This is a genomic window from Pseudonocardia bannensis, assembly GCF_012911875.1.
In the GTDB taxonomy this organism is placed as follows: Bacteria; Actinomycetota; Actinomycetes; order Mycobacteriales; family Pseudonocardiaceae; genus Pseudonocardia; species Pseudonocardia bannensis.
Map to the genome: position 1 here is coordinate 1 of NZ_JAAXKZ010000008.1, position 17,424 is coordinate 17,424.

The 17,424-nt window shown below is 73.2% G+C and carries 16 protein-coding genes; 5 read left to right on the top strand and 11 right to left on the bottom strand.

Annotation, left to right across the window (positions count from 1 at the left end):
- Positions 1 to 110 precede the first annotated feature (110 nt).
- Positions 111 to 1,748, top strand: a complete 1,638-nt coding sequence (locus HF519_RS03765) for a long-chain fatty acid--CoA ligase (protein WP_312859878.1) — start codon at positions 111 to 113, stop codon at positions 1,746 to 1,748.
- Between the two features lie 2 nt (positions 1,749 to 1,750).
- Positions 1,751 to 2,800, top strand: coding sequence for an alcohol dehydrogenase catalytic domain-containing protein (locus HF519_RS03770; protein ID WP_169410211.1), 1,050 nt, complete (start codon positions 1,751 to 1,753; stop codon positions 2,798 to 2,800).
- 109 nt (positions 2,801 to 2,909) lie between these two features.
- Here the strand turns inward: HF519_RS03770 and HF519_RS03775 are convergent, their stop codons facing one another.
- Complete coding sequence (locus tag HF519_RS03775) at positions 2,910 to 3,146, bottom strand: winged helix-turn-helix transcriptional regulator (RefSeq protein WP_169410212.1); 237 nt, start codon at positions 3,144 to 3,146, stop codon at positions 2,910 to 2,912.
- Positions 3,147 to 3,248: 102 nt separating this feature from the next.
- Between HF519_RS03775 and HF519_RS03780 the strand changes: the two genes are divergently transcribed.
- Entirely contained in the window at positions 3,249 to 4,067 is an 819-nt protein-coding gene (locus HF519_RS03780; RefSeq protein WP_169410213.1) for an NmrA family NAD(P)-binding protein, read from the top strand.
- 116 nt (positions 4,068 to 4,183) lie between these two features.
- On the opposite strand, the gene HF519_RS03785 is transcribed toward HF519_RS03780, so the two are convergent.
- The 4 genes from HF519_RS03785 to map form a co-directional block, all read right to left on the bottom strand.
- Positions 4,184 to 5,806: an acyl-CoA synthetase gene (locus HF519_RS03785; protein WP_169410214.1), complete on the bottom strand. Its 1,623-nt coding sequence runs from the start codon at positions 5,804 to 5,806 to the stop codon at positions 4,184 to 4,186.
- Between the two features lie 57 nt (positions 5,807 to 5,863).
- Positions 5,864 to 6,922 (bottom strand): hypothetical protein, encoded by a 1,059-nt coding sequence (locus tag HF519_RS03790; RefSeq protein ID WP_169410215.1) that lies wholly within the window; start codon positions 6,920 to 6,922, stop codon positions 5,864 to 5,866.
- Positions 6,923 to 7,005: 83 nt separating this feature from the next.
- Complete coding sequence (locus tag HF519_RS30915; RefSeq protein ID WP_169410287.1) at positions 7,006 to 7,464, bottom strand: GNAT family N-acetyltransferase; 459 nt, start codon at positions 7,462 to 7,464, stop codon at positions 7,006 to 7,008.
- A complete protein-coding gene (gene map / locus HF519_RS03800; protein WP_169410216.1) occupies positions 7,368 to 8,135 on the bottom strand; it encodes a type I methionyl aminopeptidase in 768 nt (255 codons plus the stop codon). Before map ends, HF519_RS30915 begins: the two co-directional genes overlap by 97 nt.
- 50 nt (positions 8,136 to 8,185) lie before the next feature.
- On the opposite strand from map, the gene HF519_RS03805 reads away from it, so the two are divergent.
- Both HF519_RS03805 and HF519_RS03810 read left to right on the top strand, forming a co-directional pair.
- On the top strand, positions 8,186 to 8,473 hold the full coding sequence (locus tag HF519_RS03805) for a helix-turn-helix domain-containing protein (protein ID WP_169410217.1): 288 nt from the start codon (positions 8,186 to 8,188) through the stop codon (positions 8,471 to 8,473).
- Positions 8,474 to 8,593: 120 nt separating this feature from the next.
- Entirely contained in the window at positions 8,594 to 10,906 is a 2,313-nt protein-coding gene (locus tag HF519_RS03810; RefSeq protein WP_312859879.1) for an FdhF/YdeP family oxidoreductase, read from the top strand.
- Positions 10,907 to 10,919: 13 nt separating this feature from the next.
- Here the strand turns inward: HF519_RS03810 and HF519_RS03815 are convergent, their stop codons facing one another.
- The 6 genes from HF519_RS03815 to HF519_RS03840 all read right to left on the bottom strand — a co-directional run bounded on the left by HF519_RS03815 (position 10,920) and on the right by HF519_RS03840 (position 17,274).
- Positions 10,920 to 11,666: a hypothetical protein gene (locus HF519_RS03815; RefSeq protein ID WP_169410218.1), complete on the bottom strand. Its 747-nt coding sequence runs from the start codon at positions 11,664 to 11,666 to the stop codon at positions 10,920 to 10,922.
- 180 nt (positions 11,667 to 11,846) lie between these two features.
- Positions 11,847 to 12,854, bottom strand: a complete 1,008-nt coding sequence (locus tag HF519_RS03820) for an alanine racemase (RefSeq protein ID WP_169410219.1) — start codon at positions 12,852 to 12,854, stop codon at positions 11,847 to 11,849.
- An 88-nt stretch (positions 12,855 to 12,942) separates the two neighbouring features.
- Positions 12,943 to 13,626 (bottom strand): TetR/AcrR family transcriptional regulator, encoded by a 684-nt coding sequence (locus HF519_RS03825; RefSeq protein WP_312859880.1) that lies wholly within the window; start codon positions 13,624 to 13,626, stop codon positions 12,943 to 12,945.
- A 29-nt stretch (positions 13,627 to 13,655) separates the two neighbouring features.
- Positions 13,656 to 14,648 carry a PDR/VanB family oxidoreductase gene (locus HF519_RS03830; protein WP_169410290.1) on the bottom strand — a complete coding sequence of 331 codons (993 nt, stop codon included), beginning with the start codon at positions 14,646 to 14,648 and terminating at the stop codon, positions 13,656 to 13,658.
- Between the two features lie 38 nt (positions 14,649 to 14,686).
- A complete protein-coding gene (locus tag HF519_RS03835) occupies positions 14,687 to 15,589 on the bottom strand; it encodes a metal-dependent hydrolase (protein ID WP_169410220.1) in 903 nt (300 codons plus the stop codon).
- A complete protein-coding gene (locus HF519_RS03840; RefSeq protein ID WP_211169508.1) occupies positions 15,586 to 17,274 on the bottom strand; it encodes an SDR family oxidoreductase in 1,689 nt (562 codons plus the stop codon). The genes HF519_RS03835 and HF519_RS03840 overlap by 4 nt, the downstream gene beginning before the upstream one ends.
- Positions 17,275 to 17,424: the final 150 nt, after the last annotated feature.

Sequence of the window (17,424 nt, forward strand, 5' to 3'; positions counted from 1 at the left end):
CGCCCACGCCCTGACCTGACCTGACCTGACCGGCGGGGTGTGCCGCAAACTCGGACAGGCAACGGGGCGGATGCGCCGCCATGCTCGGGGATCGACCCCTGGGAGGCATCGTGCGCGCGCAGATGATGGACCGCCCGCTGCTGATCAACCAGTTGCTGTGGCGCGGTGAGCACGTCTTCGCCGAGAAGGAGATCGTCACCCGGCTCCCGGGCGCCTACCACCGTTACACCTATGCCCAGCTCGGGCTGCGGGCCCGGCGGCTCGCCCAGGCGCTCACCCGCCTGGGCGTCGGCCCCGGCGACCGGGTCGGCACGCTGGCCTGGAACACCCACCAGCACTACGAGTCGTACTTCGGCGTCCCCTGCATGGGCGCGGTGCTGCACACGATCAACCTGCGGCTGTTCCCCGAGCAGATCGCCTACGTGATCAACCACGCCGCTGACTCCGTGCTGCTCGTCGAACCCGACCAGCTCCCCGTGCTGGAGAAGATCGCGACTCAGCTGCGCACGGTCCGCGCCTACGTCGTGCTCGGCGAGGGCCCCGTGCCCGAGACGTCGCTCGCCCCGGTCCTCGGCTACGAGGAACTGCTCGCCGCGGAGGACGGTGACCTGGTCTGGCCCGAGTTCGACGAGAACACCGCGGCGGCGATGTGCTACACCTCCGCGACCACCGGCGACCCGAAGGGCGTCGTCTACTCCCACCGCAGCGTCGTGCTGCACTCGCTGAACCTCGCGCTGCACGGCTCGATCGGCGTCCGCGAGGAGGCCACGTTCCTGCCGATCTCCCCGATGTTCCACGCGAACTCCTGGGGCATCCCGCACGCCGCGGCCATGCAGGGCACGAAGCTGGTGCTGCCCGGTCCGCACCCCGTGGCCGACGACTACCTGGATGCGATCGAGCGCGAAGGCGTCACGCACGCGGTCGCCGCGGTCAGCGTGGGGGTGATGATCCGGGACGCGCTGCAGCGCCGGGACCGGGACCTGTCCCGCCTGCAGGTGCTCTGGCTCGGCGGGCAGGCCCCGCCGCTCGGGCTCATCCGCTGGTTCCGGGACCGCTACGGCGTCGAGGTCCCGCAGGGCTGGGGGATGACCGAGGCGTCTCCGCTGGCCACGTTCACCGCGGTGAAGAAGCGGATCCGCGAGGCGGGGCAGGACGCGGTGGACCGCACCCTGGTCAAGCAGGGGCTGCCGATGCCCGGCATCGAGGTGCGGCTGGCCGACGAGTCCGGGGCACCGCTGCCCTGGGACGGCGAGACCGTCGGGGAGTTCCTGTTGCGCGGGCCGACGGTGACCGCGGCCTACCACGACGACCCGCGCACCGCGGACAGCTTCGTCGACGGCTGGTTCCGCACCGGCGACGTGGGCGTGATCGACCCGGACGGTTACCTGCAGCTCACCGACCGGGCCAAGGACCTGATCAAGAGCGGCGGGGAGTGGATCTCCTCGGTGGAGCTGGAGAACGCGCTGATGTCGCACCCGGCCGTCGCGGAGGCGGCGGTGGTGGCGGTCCCGGACGAGCGCTGGCTGGAACGGCCGCTGGCCTGCGTGGTCGCCCGCGAGCCGGTGACCGCGGAGGACCTGCGCGCCCACCTGGCGGACCGGTTCGCCAAGTGGCAGCTACCCGACGAGTTCCTGGTCGTCCCCGAGATCCCCAAGACCGGCGTCGGCAAGTCGGACAAGAAGGTGTTGCGGGCGCGGTTCGCCGAACCCGCGAGCCGGGAGGCGCTGCGGGCGCCGGATGGGAGCTGAGGGTGCGCGCGGTGCGTTGGCACGGAGTGGGCGACGTGCGCCTCGACGAGATCGAGGCGCCGGCGCTGCAGGAGGAGTCCGACGCGATCCTGCGCGTCACCACGGCCGCGATCTGCGGCTCCGACCTGCACGTGCTGCACGGCAAGATCCCGAAGGTTCCCCAGGGCATGGTGATCGGGCACGAGTTCGTCGGTGTGGTCGACGCCGTCGGGCCGGGAGTGAGCGCATTCCGGCCCGGGCAGCGGGTCGTCTCGGCGATGTTCGCCGCGTGCGGGCGGTGCGACGCGTGTCTGGCGGGGCGGCACGCCCGCTGCCGGCAGAACCGCACGTTCGGCTACGGCGACCTGTTCGGCGGGCTCGACGGCGGGCAGGCCGAGTACGTCCGGGTGCCGACGGCCGACACCACGCTGTGGGCGATCCCGGACGGCGTGCCCGACACCGACGTGCTGTTCACCGGCGACATCCTGGCCACCGCGTACACGGGCTGCGTCGAGGCGCGCATCGAGCACGGCGATGTGGTCGCGGTGGTGGGTGCCGGTCCGGTGGGGCTGCTCGCGGTGCAGTGCGCACACCTGTTCGCCCCGGCCGCGGTGTACGCGATCGACATGGTGCCCGACCGGCTGGAGCAGGCCCGGAGGTTCGGCGCCGTCCCGATCGACACCACCGCCGGCGACCCGCTCGCCCGGTTGCGGGAGCTGACCGGCGGCAGGCGGGCGACCGTGGTGATCGAGGCGGTCGGCAGCGCGGGCGCGCTGGAGACGGCGTGGCGGATCGCCGACGCCGGCGGGCGGATCGCGCTGGTCGGGGTGCTGACCGACGAGGCGTTCCCGCAGACGGCCGGGCAGACCTGGCTGCGCGGCCTGTCGGTGATCCCGGTCAACGGCCAGCCGATCCGCTACCGCGAGCGACTGGCCGCGCTCGTCGGCGCGGGCCGGCTCGATCCGGCCGCGGTGATCACCGAGACGCTCCCGCTCGACGGTGCCGTCGAGGCCTACGCCCGGCTGGATCGTCGGGAGACGACCAAGGTCGTCCTGGAGGTCTCCCGGCCCTGACCGGATCACACCGTCCCTTTCGGATCTTCGGGGGCCGGGTAGCCGACGATCACGAAGATCTTGATGGTTGCAGGAGCTCCTCGGCCTGCTGCGCGGCCGACCTCGGGGATCAGCCCTGCCTGGCGACCAGCACGTCGGGCACCCTGAGGTTGATCCACTCGATCAGGCCGGTCAGGTGCTCGGTGACACCCTGGCCCCACTCGGTGAGGCTGTAGGACACCTGCGGCGGAGTGGCCGGGATGACCTCGCGGTCGACGAATCCGTCGAGGACGCTGCGGGCCGGGCATTCGGAGTCGAATGCGTCACCCCGCTCCGGGTACCCGACCCCCGCCACCTGCGTGCTCACGTCGACCTCCAGTACTTACCTCAAGGTACGTACTTACTCATGGTGAGTTCCCCGATCTACGGTCGGCCGCGCCACGGGGGACCACCGAGCGAGGAGCTACACATGATCGTCGTGACAGGGGTGACCGGCCGGCTGGGCCGCATCGTCATCGAGGACCTGCTGACCAGGGTCTCGGTCGACCAGCTCGTCGCGGTCGCCCGCCACCCCGAGCAGGCCGCCGAGCTGGCCCAGCGCGGGGTCGAGGTGCGCCGGGGCGACTACGACGACAGGGAGAGCCTCGTCGACGCCTTCAGCGGTGCCGACCGCCTGCTGTTCGTCTCCTCCCCGGAGGTGACGCCGGGGGTGCGGCGGCCGCAGCACGAGAACGTCGTCGACGCGGCGGTGCGGGCCGCGGTGGGCCACATCGTCTACACGAGCGCGATCAAGGCGCACGAGGGCGCGGGGTTCCTCGAGGACCACGGCGTCACCGAGCACCTCATCCGCGACGCCGGGCTGACGTACACGTTCCTGCGCAACACCTTCTACACCGAGGTGTTCGTGAACCCGCCTGCGGTGCAGGCGGCGGTGGACTCCGGCGAGCTGCGCGCCGCCGACGGCGGGAAGCCCCTGAACACGGCCACCATCCGTGACCTCGGCCTGGCGGCCTCGGCCGTGCTGACCGGCCACGGCCACGAGGACACCGCCTACGAGCTGTGCGGCCCGCTGTGGACCTTCCCGGAGTTGGCCGCGGCCCTCTCCGAGGTGTCGGGCAAGCCGGTGGCCTATCGGGAGATCCCGCTCGAGGAGGCCGGCGAGATGGCCTTCGTCTTCGAGCTGGTGCGTGCGGGCTTCTTCGCCGAGCCGTCCGCGGACCTGGAGAAGTTGCTCGGGCACCCGGCCACCGGCATCCGGGGGGCCGTGCAGGAGGTCTTGAGACGCTGAGCCGTCCCGGTACGGACCGCCCCGTGCATGATCGACGTTCGGGAACGGGCCGCCGTGGGATCCGCGGTCGAGCACGCCGAGACGATGATCATGGACGGGGCACGGCGGCGGGAGCGTCAGCCGTTCGGCCCGGCCAGGTTCGCGTGCGCGGCCCGCAGGTCCCGCTTGAGGATCTTGCCGCTGGGGTTCTTCGGCAGCGCGTCGGCGAAGACCACGAACTTGGGCCGCTTGTACCCGGCGAGGTGCTCCCGGGCGTGCGCGTCGACCTGCTCCACGGTCAGCTCGACGCCGGCCTTGGGCACCACGACCGCGGTGACGGCCTCGATCCAGTGCGGGTGGCTGATGCCGAACACCGCGACCTCGGCGACGCCGTCGAGCAGGTAGATCGCCTCCTCGACCTCGCGGCTGGCGACGTTCTCCCCACCGGTCTTGATCATGTCCTTCTTGCGGTCGACGACCGACAGGTAGCCGTCGGGGCTCATGATCCCGAGGTCCCCGGAGTGGAACCATCCGTTCCGGAACGCCGCGGCGGTCTTCTCCTCGTCGTTGTAGTAGCCCAGCGCGGCGTGCGGGCTGCGGTGCACGATCTCGCCGATCTCCCCCGGCGCGACCGGGTTGTCGTCGTCGTCGACCAGCCGGGTCTCCACGTTCAGGGACGCCCGGCCCGCGGTGCCCGCCTTCGGCATCTGCTCGTGCGGGCGCAGGATCGTGGCCAGCGGCGCCATCTCGGTCTGGCCGTAGAAGTTCCACAGCTCCACGTCGGGGAGGCGTCGCTGCAGTTCGCGCAGTACCTCCACCGGCATCGGGGACGCGCCGTAGTAGCCCTTGCGCAGCGACGACAGGTCGGTCGTGTCGAAGTCGGGGTGGCGCAGCAGGGAGATCCACACCGTCGGCGGGCAGAACAGCTTGGTCACCCTCTCCCGCTCGATCGTCGCGAGCAGGGTGGCCGGGTCGGGGCCGGGCAGGATGATGCTGGTCGCGCCCAGGTAGACGTCGACGGAGAAGAAGCAGTCCAACTGCGCGCAGTGGTACATCGGCAGCGAGTGCACCTCGACGTCGTCGGTCGCCATCCCGCCGTCGACGACGCAGCTCACGTACTGCGCGATCAGCGAGCGGCTCGACAGCATCACGCCCTTGGGGCGCGACTCGGTGCCCGAGGTGTACATCAGCCGCAACGGGTCGTCGTCGGCGATGAGGACCCCCGGTTCTCCGGGGTCCGCACCGTCCCCCGCACCGTCGATCCAGCCGTCGACGTCCTCCCAGCCGGCGGCCGGGGTCGCGCCCGCCAGGTTGATCCAGCCACGGACACCGCTGGTGAGCCCGGCGGAGGCCAGCGCCTTCTCCGCGGTCGGGGCGAGCGCGTCCTCGGTGATCATCCCGCTCGCGCCGGAGTGGCCGAGGATGAACGCGATCTCCTCCGCGCCGAGCATGAAGTTGACCGGCACCAGGACGACGCCCAGCTTGGCCGTGGCGAACGTGAGCACCGCGTACTGCCAGGAGTTGTGCGACAGCAGCGCGAGCCGGTCGCCCTTGGCAAGCCCGCGCTCGGCCAGCGCGTGCGCGGCCCGGTTCACGCTCGCGTCGAACTCGGCGAAGGTGACCCGGCGCTCCCCGGCGACGACACCGAGCTTGTCCGGGTAGCGCAACGCGGTGCGCCGCAACAGATCGCCGACGGAGTGCTGGCGGGCGCTGGCGATCGACCCGGCGGTCTCGGGAGTGAACTGCGCGACATCGGCCATGGCCGCATCCTGCCGCACGACGGGGCGCGACAGGCACGGCATCGCCCGCCCGGCCGGTCAGGTGCCGTGGACCGGGTCGGCGTTCTCCCGCTCCCGCAGGTGGTCCAGCTCGTAGGAGATGACCATCAGCGACAGCAGGTCGAACGCGAGCCCGGCCAGCGCGCCGAACTGGTTGGTGGTGAACGCGAACACCTGGGTGAACAGGATGTCGACCAGGATCGCCGCCCGGAACAGCTCGAACGCCTGTCGCCGATGCCGTCGCAGCCGGATCGCCCCGGCGACGGCGAGCACGGCCGAGAGCGCTCCGGACAGGACCGACGCCACGGCCGCGCCCGGCTCGGGACCGAGTTCGAGCGTGCCGCCGACGGCGAGCGCCAGGCCCACCACGACGCCCAGCAGCAGCCGGAGCAGCGCCTGCACGACGAAGATCGTGATCATCGTGACGACGAGCCAGCGCCGGCGCAGCAGCCACTCCGCGGGCGCTGCGAGCCGGGCGGCGACGCGCCGATGGAGCGGGAGCCGCCGCCCCTCACGCTCGGGGAGCACCTCCAGCAGGCGCCGCAGCGCCGCCGCGACCTCCGGTGAGCTGCCGGGAACGGTCCCGCCGCTCTCGACGAGCTCCAACGCGCAGCGGCGCTCCTCCGGCGTGAGGCCCCCGCTCAGCCCGCTGACGGCCGTGAAGGCGGCGTTGGCGTAGCGCTCCGGAGCCTGTGGCGGATGGTGCGACCGGGTGCGCCGCGCCAGGATCACCAGCAGCGCGAAGACGAGATAGATGATCGCCGCGGCCGGACGGTAGAAGTAGTCGGTCGCGCTGGTGACGAACTTGCCCACCTCGTCGACGAACAGGCCGAAACCGATCCCGCCGATCAACGCCGCCCAGGTGCGCAGGCCGGCACCGAAGTAGAACAGCGTCAGCATCAGGGCGCCGAGCATCAGCAGCCCGCCCCAGAGCACATGCGCGATGTGCAGGGTGCCGCCGCCGAGCTGCGGGTAGTCGGCGAGCGCGAGGTAGCCGCGGGTCACCAGCACGGTTGCGATGCCCGCGACCGCGAACAGCTCCAGGTTCCGGCCGCCGCCGGCGATCCTGATCAGCCGGAGGCGTCGTGCCGCCACCATGACCCGACGCTAGCCGCGCGGGCACCGGCGGGGTTACGCCGTCGGGGGTGACCGGATGGGTCCGGATGCGCGACCCCTGCGCGCTACCCCTCGGCGCGGTCCTGTTCGGTGGATCCGGTGCCGCGGGCCCGCTCCAGGGTCAGCAGGTGGGTCGTGCCGCCGTCGTCCTCGGCGATGTCGCGGACGGCGACGAAGCCGACGCCGGCCAGCACTCGCAGCGACGCCGTGTTCGGTGCGGCGACGGTGGCGTGCACGCGCGGCAGGTCCAGCGTCCCGAAGCCGTACGCGACCACGGCGGCGGCCAGTTCCCTGCCCAGCCCGCGCCCCCACGCGGACCGCGCCAGGGCGTAGATGATCTCGTGGCCGCCCGAGACCTCGGTCGGTTTGATCAGCGTCGGGTCGCAGGCCTCACGCCGGGCAACGCTACGGGCCGGCCACCCGGGGCTCAGGCCACGGTCAGGATCCGCGGCCCGTCCTCGGTCACCGCGATGGTGTGCTCGACGTGGGCGGCCCGGCTGCCGTCCGCGGTGCGCAGCGTCCAGCCGTCGGCGTCGTGGCGGTAGCCGTCGCCACCGCCGGCGAGCAGCATCGGCTCGATGGCCAGCACGATGCCGGGCTGCAGCCGCAGGCCGTGACCCGGCCGGCCCTCGTTGGGCACGTGCGGCATCTCGTGCATGGAGCGCCCGACGCCGTGCCCACCGTGGTCGGCGAGCATCCCGTATCCGGAGCCGCGGCCGACCGTCTCGATCGCGTGCCCCACGTCGCCGAGCCGCCCACCGGGCGCGGCGGCGGCGATCCCGGCGTGCAGCGCCCGCTCGGCCGCATCGATCAGCGCGAGGTCGGCCGGGTCCGCCGGGCCGACCACGAAGCTGATCGCGGAGTCGGCGCACCAGCCGTCGAGGTGCACGGCGAGGTCGATGCTCACCAGATCGCCGTCGGCGAGGACCTGCGGGCCCGGGATGCCGTGCACGACCGCATCGTTGACGCTCGCGCAGATCACCGCCGGGTACGGCGTGGGCGCGAACCGCGGGCGGTAGTCCAGGAACGTCGGGGTGGCGCCGGCGCCGGCGATCAGGTCCGCGGCGAGGGCATCGAGTTCGCGTACCTCCATCCCGGCCCGGGCATGCTCACGCAACGCGCCGAGCACCCGCGCCACCACGGCGCCGGCCGCCGCGATGGCGTCCACCTCGCCCGCCGTCTTCAACTCGATCACCCTGCACACCTTTCGACCGCGATAACAATACCGGTATTACTATCACGCTCATGGTTCGCGTGCCGCTGACCCCCGCCGACCGCGAGCGCGGTGAGCGGCTGGGCCGCCTGCTCCGCGAGGCCCGCGCCGACCGCAGCCTGGTCGACGTCGCCGGCGCCGCGGGCATCTCGGCCGAGACGCTGCGCAAGATCGAGACCGGGCGGATCCCGACGCCGGCGTTCTTCACCGTCTCGGCCCTGGCCGGGGCCCTGGACCTGTCGCTGGACGTCCTCGTCGCCGCCACCGCGCCGCCCGGCGCCGCCGGGGCCCGCTCCGGGCGGCCCGCCCCCGCCGCCTGAACGACTGCTCCGTCACACCCGGCCGAGGGAGGGGGCCGGTCCCCGGACGGGCTATCTAGACTCGTCCCGCGTGATCGTTTCGGCGATACGCCTGCCGTAGCCGTACCGCCCGGAGGACCCGTGAGCCCGCTCCCCAGGAACAGCACCGTCGCCCCGGAGCCCGATCTCGAGGTCACCGCCCCGAAGACCGCCGCCGCCGGACTGCCCGCCGTCGCGGTCAGCATGAGGATGGCCGTGCAGCAGATGGGCGTCGCGCACACCGCGCGGAACCTGCTGCGGCTCAACCAGGTGGACGGCTTCGACTGCATGAGCTGCGCCTGGCCGGACCCCGCCCCGGGCGAGCGGCACACCGCCGAGTTCTGCGAGAACGGTGCCAAGGCCGTCGCCGAGGAGGCCACCAAGGAACGCGTCGGCCCGGAGTTCTTCGCCGCGCACAGCCTGACCGACCTCGCCGGGCGCACCGAGCACTGGCTGGGCAAGCAGGGCCGGCTGACCCACCCGATGGTCCGCCGGGCGGGCTCCGAGCACTACGAGCCGATCGGCTGGGACGACGCCTTCGCGCTCATCGGTGCGCACCTGAACGCCCTGACCAGCCCCGACGAGGCGCTGTTCTACACCTCGGGCCGCACCTCCAACGAGGCCGCGTTCCTCTATCAGCTCTTCGCCCGCGCCTACGGCACGAACAACCTGCCGGACTGCTCGAACATGTGCCACGAGTCGACCTCCGTGGGGCTGGCCGACACGATCGGCATCGGCAAGGGATCGGTGTCGCTGCGCGACATCCACGAGGCCGACCTGATCGTCATCTCCGGGCAGAACCCGGGCACGAACCACCCCCGGATGCTCTCCGCGCTGGAGATCGCCAAGCAGGGCGGGGCCAGGATCCTCGCGATCAACCCGCTGCGCGAGGCCGGGCTGCTCAGGTTCGACAACCCGCAGCGCCCGCTCGGGCTGGCCGGGCGGGGCACCGAGCTCGCCGACCACTTCCTGCAGATCCGCTCGGGCGGCGATCTCGCCCTGTTCCAGGCGATCGGGCACCTGCTGCTCCAGGCCGAGGAGGAACGCCCGGGCAGCGTCGTCGACCGGGAGTTCATCGACGAGCACACGGTGGGCTACGAGGCCTACGCCGCCCACGTCCGCGACCTCGACTGGGACGAGGTGCTGGCCGCCACCGGACTCACCCGCGGCGAGATCGAGACCGCCGCGCGGATGTTCGCCGACTCGAAGCGCATCGTGAACTGCTGGGCCATGGGCATCACCCAGCATCACAATGCCGTCGCGACGATCAAGGAGTTCGTCAACGTCGCGCTGCTCCAGGGCATGATCGGCAAGCCCGGAGCGGGGCTGTGCCCGGTACGCGGGCACTCCAACGTGCAGGGCGACCGCACGATGGGCATCTGGGAGCGCGCTCCCGAGTCCTTCCTCGACGCGCTGGGTGCCGAGTTCGGCTTCGAGCCCCCGCGCGCACACGGGCTCGACGCCGTGGCCGCCGTACGCGCGCTGCGCGACGGGAAGGCCAAGGTGTTCCTCGGCATGGGCGGCAACTTCGTCGCGGCGATGTCGGACACCGAGGTCACCGAGGCTGCGCTGCGCTCGGCCGAGCTGACCGTACAGATCTCGACCAAGCTCAACCGCTCGCACGTGGTGTGCGGGAGCACCGCGCTGATCCTGCCCACCCTGGGCCGCACCGAGCGCGACCTCACCGGGGGCACCGAGCAGCGGGTCACCGTCGAGGACTCGATGTCGGCCGTGCACGCCTCCCGGGGCCGGATGAAGCCCGCCGGCGAGCTGCTGCGCTCCGAGGTCGACATCATCTGCGGCATCGCCCGGGCCACCCTGGGCGACCGGCACGGCATCCCGTGGCACGCGTTCGCCGAGGACTACGACGAGATCCGCGAACGGATCGGACGGGTCGTGCCGAGCTGCGAGGGCTACGCGGACAAGATCAGGCAGCGGGGTGGCTTCACACTGCCGCACCCGCCGCGCGACAGCCGGACCTTCCCCACGAAGCAGGGCAAAGCCGTGTTCTCGGTCAGCCCGCTGGCCGCGGTGCGGGTGCCCACCGGGCGACTCGTGCTGCAGACGATCCGCAGCCACGACCAGTTCAACACCACCATCTACGGCCTCGACGACCGCTACCGGGGCATCCACTCCGGGCGCCGGGTCGTCTTCATCAGCCCGGCCGACCTGGCCGAGCTCGGCTTCGCCGCGGGCGAGATCGTGAACCTGATCAGCGAGTGGGACGACGGCGTCCAGCGGCGGGCCGACGGCTTCCGGCTCGTCGAGTACTCCACACCCAAGGGCTGCATCGCCGCGTACTACCCGGAGACGAACCCGCTCGTCCCGCTGGACTCGGTGGCGCTGGAGAGCAACACGCCGACCTCGAAGTGGGTCGTCGTGCGGCTGGAGCGGGCCGGGGCGCCCCGCGGCTGAGGCCCGCCCGGCCCTACGCGGCGGTGATGGGGGTCGCCGGCGGAAGCATGCCGCGGGAGCGGTACTCCAGCACGGTGGCCGCCGGGCGGGGCAGCGCCCACCCGCTGCGGCGCTCCAGCTCGGCCAGCCGGCGCCGGGCCCGCTGGTAGGCCGTGCGCCGCTCCGCGTCGTGCGGGCTCTCCCGGGCCACCGTCAAGAGCTTGACGACCTGGTCGAGCAGAGCGCGCTCGCCCGGGGCGAACCGGGCGGCCCGGATCCGGTCGGCCGCCTGCACCGCGGCGTTCCAGGCCCGCTCGGCGTGCTCCGCGGCGGCGGCGAACCGTTCCGCGTGTGCCCGCCCGGGATAGGCCTCGGTGGCCAGCGCGCTCGACTCGGCGAACGCCTCGACGAACCGTGCGGTCGTCGGCTGCGCGACGTCGGCCAGCGCCGGACGGCGCAGCACCGCTCCGGGGTCGCACTCGAAGTCCACGAACGCCCGGGAGGTGGCGGCGTGCCGGCGGGCCGCGGCCTGCCACCGCGCCCGCGCCGGGTCGTCCGTCGTCGGCCGCAGCACCGTGCGGACCCCGGTGCGCAGGGCCGTCGGCTCGAAACCGCTGGCCCGCAGCAGCGCCCAGATGATCATCAGGGTCACCAACGTCCCCGGAAGCAGCGGCATCCAGTCGAGGAGATCGTGCCAGCCGGCCTCACCGCCCGGCCCGTAGTGGTGGTAGTGATGGTGGTACTCGTGGTCCTCGAAATCGGGCCCGTAGCCGCGAGACATGCCGCGCCTCCTCGCCACCCCGCCGGTGTGTCGCCGGGCGCCCGGGGGCGCCGCTGTCGACGCTAGCCAGTTCCGGGTGGTCGCGGGGCGAACGCGGGGCAGCTTCGATCGGCCGGACGCCGGCCGTAGGCCGGTCGGCCGAGCCCTCTGCACGACCGCCGCGCCGAGGCGGATTCCAGGTCACCAGCCCCGCATGTCCACCGGCCAGCGTTCGGCGACGGTGTCTCCGTCGACCAGGTACATCGCCTCGTGCAGCGCGACGGTGGGGTCGACGTGGGCGGGTGCCAACCGGATCCGGTCGCCGACGCGGATGTCGAGCGCACCCGGCGCGAAGGTCGTGTGCTCGTCGGAGCAGAACCACACCTGCGCACCCGGGATGGCCGGCGGCCCGTGGTCCATGCCGAGGGCCTTGAGCCCGACATCGACCACGGCGTACGTCCCGCTGTCGCCGCCGGACACCGAGATGATCGTGCCCAGCAGCCAGAGCGCCTGTTCGAACGGGAGCCCGAGCTCGCCGTAGGCGGTGTCCATCAGGGCGTACGAGCCGGCCTGGATCTCGGTGGCGCACGTGTTGGCGAGGTAGGTCCCGGTGCCGCCGGCGCTGATCACCTCCCCGCCGACCTGGGCCGCCGCGCCGGTCAGCAACGCCATCGCCTCCCGGGTCATCCGCGCCCGGTCCTCGGCGGACTGCACCAGCATGAGATGGCCCTCGTAGCCCATCACGCCGCGCACCTCGAGACCACTGCGCCGGGCCAGCTCGGCGAGCTCGCCGGCCTTCTCCGGAGGACACCCGCAGCGAGGCAGCCCGACGTTGACGTCGATGAGTACCTCGGACACGCCCCCGGCGGCCGCGGCGGCGATGGTCTCCCGGGAGTCGACCGCCACCGTGACCCGGGCGCCCTCGGCGATCAGCTTCCCGATCCGGCGCGCGTCGAGCACCTCGTTGGCCAGCAGCAGGTCGCCGCCCAGCCCGGCCCTGGCCATCACTTCGGCCTCGCGGATGGTCGCGCAGGTGAAACCGGGATGGCCGTTGTCGCGCTGCCAGCGGGCCAGCGACGTGCACTTGTGCGCCTTCACGTGCGGACGCAGCCGCTCACCGGGCAGGGCGGCGGACATCGTGTCGAGATTGGCGCGCAGCGCGCTCCGCTCGACCAGCAGCGCCGGGGTCTGCAGTTCGTCGACCTGCATCCGGGTCACCGTAGTGAGGCCATACGGTCCACGTCACGCACCACCACCCGGCAGGGTCCCGGCGGCGGCTGGACCGGGCCGCAGCCCGCTACCGGGTGCCGTCCATGATCGTCCCGATCCGACGGGCCACCGCGTCGTCGTGCTCGGCCGTGGTCAGCATCATCGCCAGCAGCTGGTCGACCAGCCAGGCCTGCAGCTGTTCCCGCGGCAGGTCGCGCTCCTGCAGCCAGCTCAGGCACGCGCCCTCGACGACCGAGACCCAGCTGCGAACGGTCAGCAGGAACAGCGGCGAGGGCCTCCCGTTGCCGCTGCGCTCGACGATCAGGTCGACGATGTGGTCGCGCACCCCGTCGACCAGCGCGTCGGTCTCCCCGGTGGAGATCACCGAGCCGCGGCGCAGCAACGCGACGTAGGCGCCTGCGTGCCGCTCGACGACGGACAGGAACTCCCCCAGCGCCGCCCGCAGCTGCCCGACCAGGGTGCCCCCGGACGCCAGGTCGATCCGGGCGATCAGCTCCTGGACCACGGACCCGAGCGCCGCCACGTGCAGTTCCTCGAGGTTGCCGAAGTAGCGGTAGAACAGCGCCCGGGAGACGTCGGCCGCCCGGGCGACGTCGTCGACCGTCACCTCGTCGGGCGGTAACCGGGCGTAGAGCCCCAGCACGGTCTCGATCAGGTGGTCGCGGCGCCGCTGCGGGGTCATCCGCCGCGGGGCGCGCGGCCCGCCGGACGGGTCGGCGTCGAGGCGGGGTGGCATCAGCGGCTCTCTCACGGGGATCGGCGGTGCGCCCATCGTCGCATCTAGAGGTCCAGAACCACCCGGTCGCCCGCGGCCCGCGCCACGCAGAGCGCCATCTTTCCGGGAGCGCTGTGCCCGTCTGCCGGCTCGCCTTCCAGCACCCGCACGTGGCAGGTGCCGCAGAAGCCCTGCCGGCAGGAGAAGGCGACGTCGGGCGCCACGGCCCGCACCGCGTCCAGCGCCGAGCCGTCGGCCGGCACCTCGACGACGCGGCCGCGCCGCGCCAGCTCCAGGGTGAACGGGCGCCCGCCGAGTACCGGCGGTGGGGAGAACCGCTCGGCGTGGAAGGCGTGCCCGGCGGGGACCGCCCGCCGGACCGCGTCGATCATCGGCGGCGGCCCGCAGCAGTACACCGCCGCACCGCCCGGGAGCCCGGCGAGCAGGTCGGCCGCGGCAGGCGGACCGCCGTTCTCGTCGTCGGGACGCAGCCACACCCGGGTCGGGTCCAGGTCGGTGGCGCCGGGGCTCAGCGGAAGCGACGCTCGGTCGCGGCCGGTGTGCACCAGCCGCCAGTCCGCCCCCCGGGCGGCCGCCGCCCGGACCATCGGCAGGATCGGCGTGATGCCGATGCCGCCGGCCAGGAACAGGTACGCCGGTGCGCTGACCAGCGGGAAGGCGGTCCGCGGACCGCGGACGACGACCGGTGTCCCCGGGCGCAGGGCATGCACCTCCATCGAGCCACCCGCACCGTCGGCGAGGCGGCGCACCGCGATCCGGTACGCCGTCCGATCGGCCGGGTCCCCGCACAGCGAGTACTGCCGCACCCGCCCCGACGGCAGCACCACGTCCAGGTGGGCGCCGGGGTGCCACGGTGGCAGCGGACCCCCGCTCCCCCGGGCGAGCCGCAGGCCGACGACCTCGGGGGCCTCGTCGCGCACCTCGGTGACGACGAGCGCGAGGTCGCGGTGCACGGCCGCGACGGCCGGGCGGCGCCGGACGCTGCGCTGCGCCAGCCGCGCGGAGACCGCGACGACGGCGTCGATGCCGCGCATCATCCGGTCCGGGCGCACCCCGGCCGCGTCGCGCGATCCGTTCACCCCGCGCTCCGCGCCTCGGCCGCCCGGGCCGCCGGCGAGGTCGCCAGGTAGGCGACGGCCGTGCTCGTCGACCCGTACTGCGACGGGTGGTAGCCCGGGCGCAGGTAGGTGAGCACGGCCCGGGTCAGCCCGACGATGCCCGGGGTCAGCCCGCGGCGGGCGGCGCGCGCCCAGTCCCGCAACCGGGGCTTCGCCGGCACCGGGTCGTGCGCGAGCAGGAACCGCACGCCGCGCACCCACAGCCCGAACAGGATCGGCGCGGCCGGCAGCATGGCCCGGGCCCGGCGCAGGTAGCGGCCGTCGAGGTGGGCGAACAGGTCGTGCGCCACCGCCCGGTGCTCGACCTCCTCGGCGCCGTGCCAGCGCAGCAGGTCGAGCATCACCGGGTGGACGCCGGCCGTGTCGAGCGCGCGGGCGTCGAGCACCCACTGCCCCAGGTACGCGGTGATGTGCTCGACCGCGGCGGTCAGCGCGATGCGTTCGACCAGCCACTCCTGCGCACGCCGCCCGGTGAGCCCGCGGTCGTCCAGCGCCCGGCGGAACATCCACTCCACCTGGTCGACGTACGGGCTGGTGTCCAGCCCGCGTGCGGCGAAGTGGTCGAGCACGCCCTGGTGCGACGCGGCGTGCATCGCCTCCTGGCCGATGAACCCGCGCACGTCCTCCGCGAGCCGGGGGTCGCGGATCAGCGGCAGGGCCTCGGAGAACAGCCGGACGAACCAGCGCTCGCCCTCGGGCAACAGCAGGTGCAGCACGTCGAGCACGTGGGTCGCGAACGGCTCGCCGGGGATCCAGTGCACCGGCAGCCCCGACCAGTCGAACTGCACGTCACGGGCGTGCAGGGCGACACGCTCGGGCTCGGGGCCGATGCGGGAGCCGGCAGGTTCGGCACTCCTCATCGTGGGCCGATCTCGCGGCGGGCGATCGCACGCAGCAGGCCGGGGGTGAGCCGGGACGCGAGCAGGCCGAGGTGCGCCTCCACCGTCACGGGGGCGAGCGCGACATCGCGCTCGACAGCGCGAACCACCTCGGCCGCGACCCGCTCCGGGGTGTAGTTGCGCTTCTTGTACAGCGCGGTGGTGGCCTGCCGGCGGTGGCTCTCGGTGGCGGCGTCGAGCCCGACGAACCGGGTGGTCGCCGTGATGTTGGTATGCACGAACCCGGGGCACAGCGCCGTCACGCCGATGCCCTGATCGGCGAGTTCGGCGCGCAGGCACTCCGAGAGTGTGAGCACGGCCGACTTGGTGGTGGCATAGGCCGACAGCGTGCGCTGCGGCAGGTAGGCCGCGGCGGACGCGACGTTGACGATGTGCCCGCCCTCGCCGTGCTCGCGCATCTGCGCGGAGAACAGCCGGCAGCCGTGGATGACGCCCCACAGGTTGACGTCGATGATCTTCTGCCAGTCCGCGACGGTGGTGTCGGCGAACGGCCCCGCCATCCCGATCCCGGCGTTGTTCACCACCACGTCGGGCACCCCGTGCTCGGCGGCGACCTGCTTGGCGAACGCCTCCATCGCCACCTCGTCTGCGACATCGACCTGGTAGGCGCTCGCGCGGGCGTCGAGCCGCTCGGCGAGCTCGGCGGTGTGCTGCGCGCTCGGGAGGTCCCGGTCGGCGACGATCACCTCGGCCCCCCGCGCGGCGAAGGCGAGCGCGGTCGCACGCCCGATGCCGCTGCCGGCCCCGGTGACGACGACGAGCCGGTCGGTCCAGCGGCCGTTGCCCGCTCGGGCCCGGCGCAGCGGCACCGTCTCGGGCGCCCCCTCGACGTGCGCGACGAGCTCCTGCACGCACCGGGCGACGACCTCAGGGTGGGTGCGAGGCACCCAGTGCCCGGCCGGGAGCCGGCGGATCCGCAGGTCGTCGACGAAAGGTTCGATCTGGGTCTGCATCGGGGTGGTGACGTAGGAGTCGCCCGTCGGCGCGAGGACCTGCACGGGGACGTCCGTGTGCCGGACCTGCGGGTTCGCCACCCGGGCCGCGATGTTGCAGCGGTAGAGCTCCAGTCCGCGGATGCCGTCGGACGCCGACGGGCGCGGGATCCCGGCGAGCCGGGCGAGCACCCGGCCGAACAGCCCCGACCGCCACGCCAGCTCGGGCAGCACCGGCGCCCGGAAGAACCCGATGTACCAGGACGCGAGCGACTGGCGCAGCTTGTCCCGCGTCCCGCCCCGGCGCCGGTACCAGGCGCCGACGTGGTCCAGGCACGGCCCGGAGATCGACGTGTACGACGCGACGCGCCCACGCAGCCGGGCGTCGGTCACGGCGTGCCAGGTCTGGATGGCGCCCCAGTCGTGCGCGAGCAGGTGTACCGGACGGTCCGGGCTGACCGCGTCGAGGACGGCGGCGAGGTCGTCGGTCAGCCGGTCGAGGTGGTAGCCCGCCCGGGTGCGCGGCGCCTCGGAGGCCCCGGCGCCGCGGACGTCGTAGGTGACGACGTGGTGGGTGTCGCGCAGCGCGGCGACCACGCCGTCCCAGACCGTGTGGTCGTCGGGGTAGCCGTGCACGGCGACGACGGTGGGCGACGCGGGGTCGCCGTGCTCCTGGACCGCGAGCCGGAGCCCGTCGGGGGTGGTCACCTTCATGTTGCGGTCCCTTCCGTCCGGCTCCGCCGTCACTGGCGTATGAGACACGCAGTCATGTTAGAAAAGCCGTCAATAGTGTTCCATGACGTCCGTCACATCCGGGCGAGCCGGGAAACATCGCCCGATCGGGGAGGTTGCACGACGGGGTGG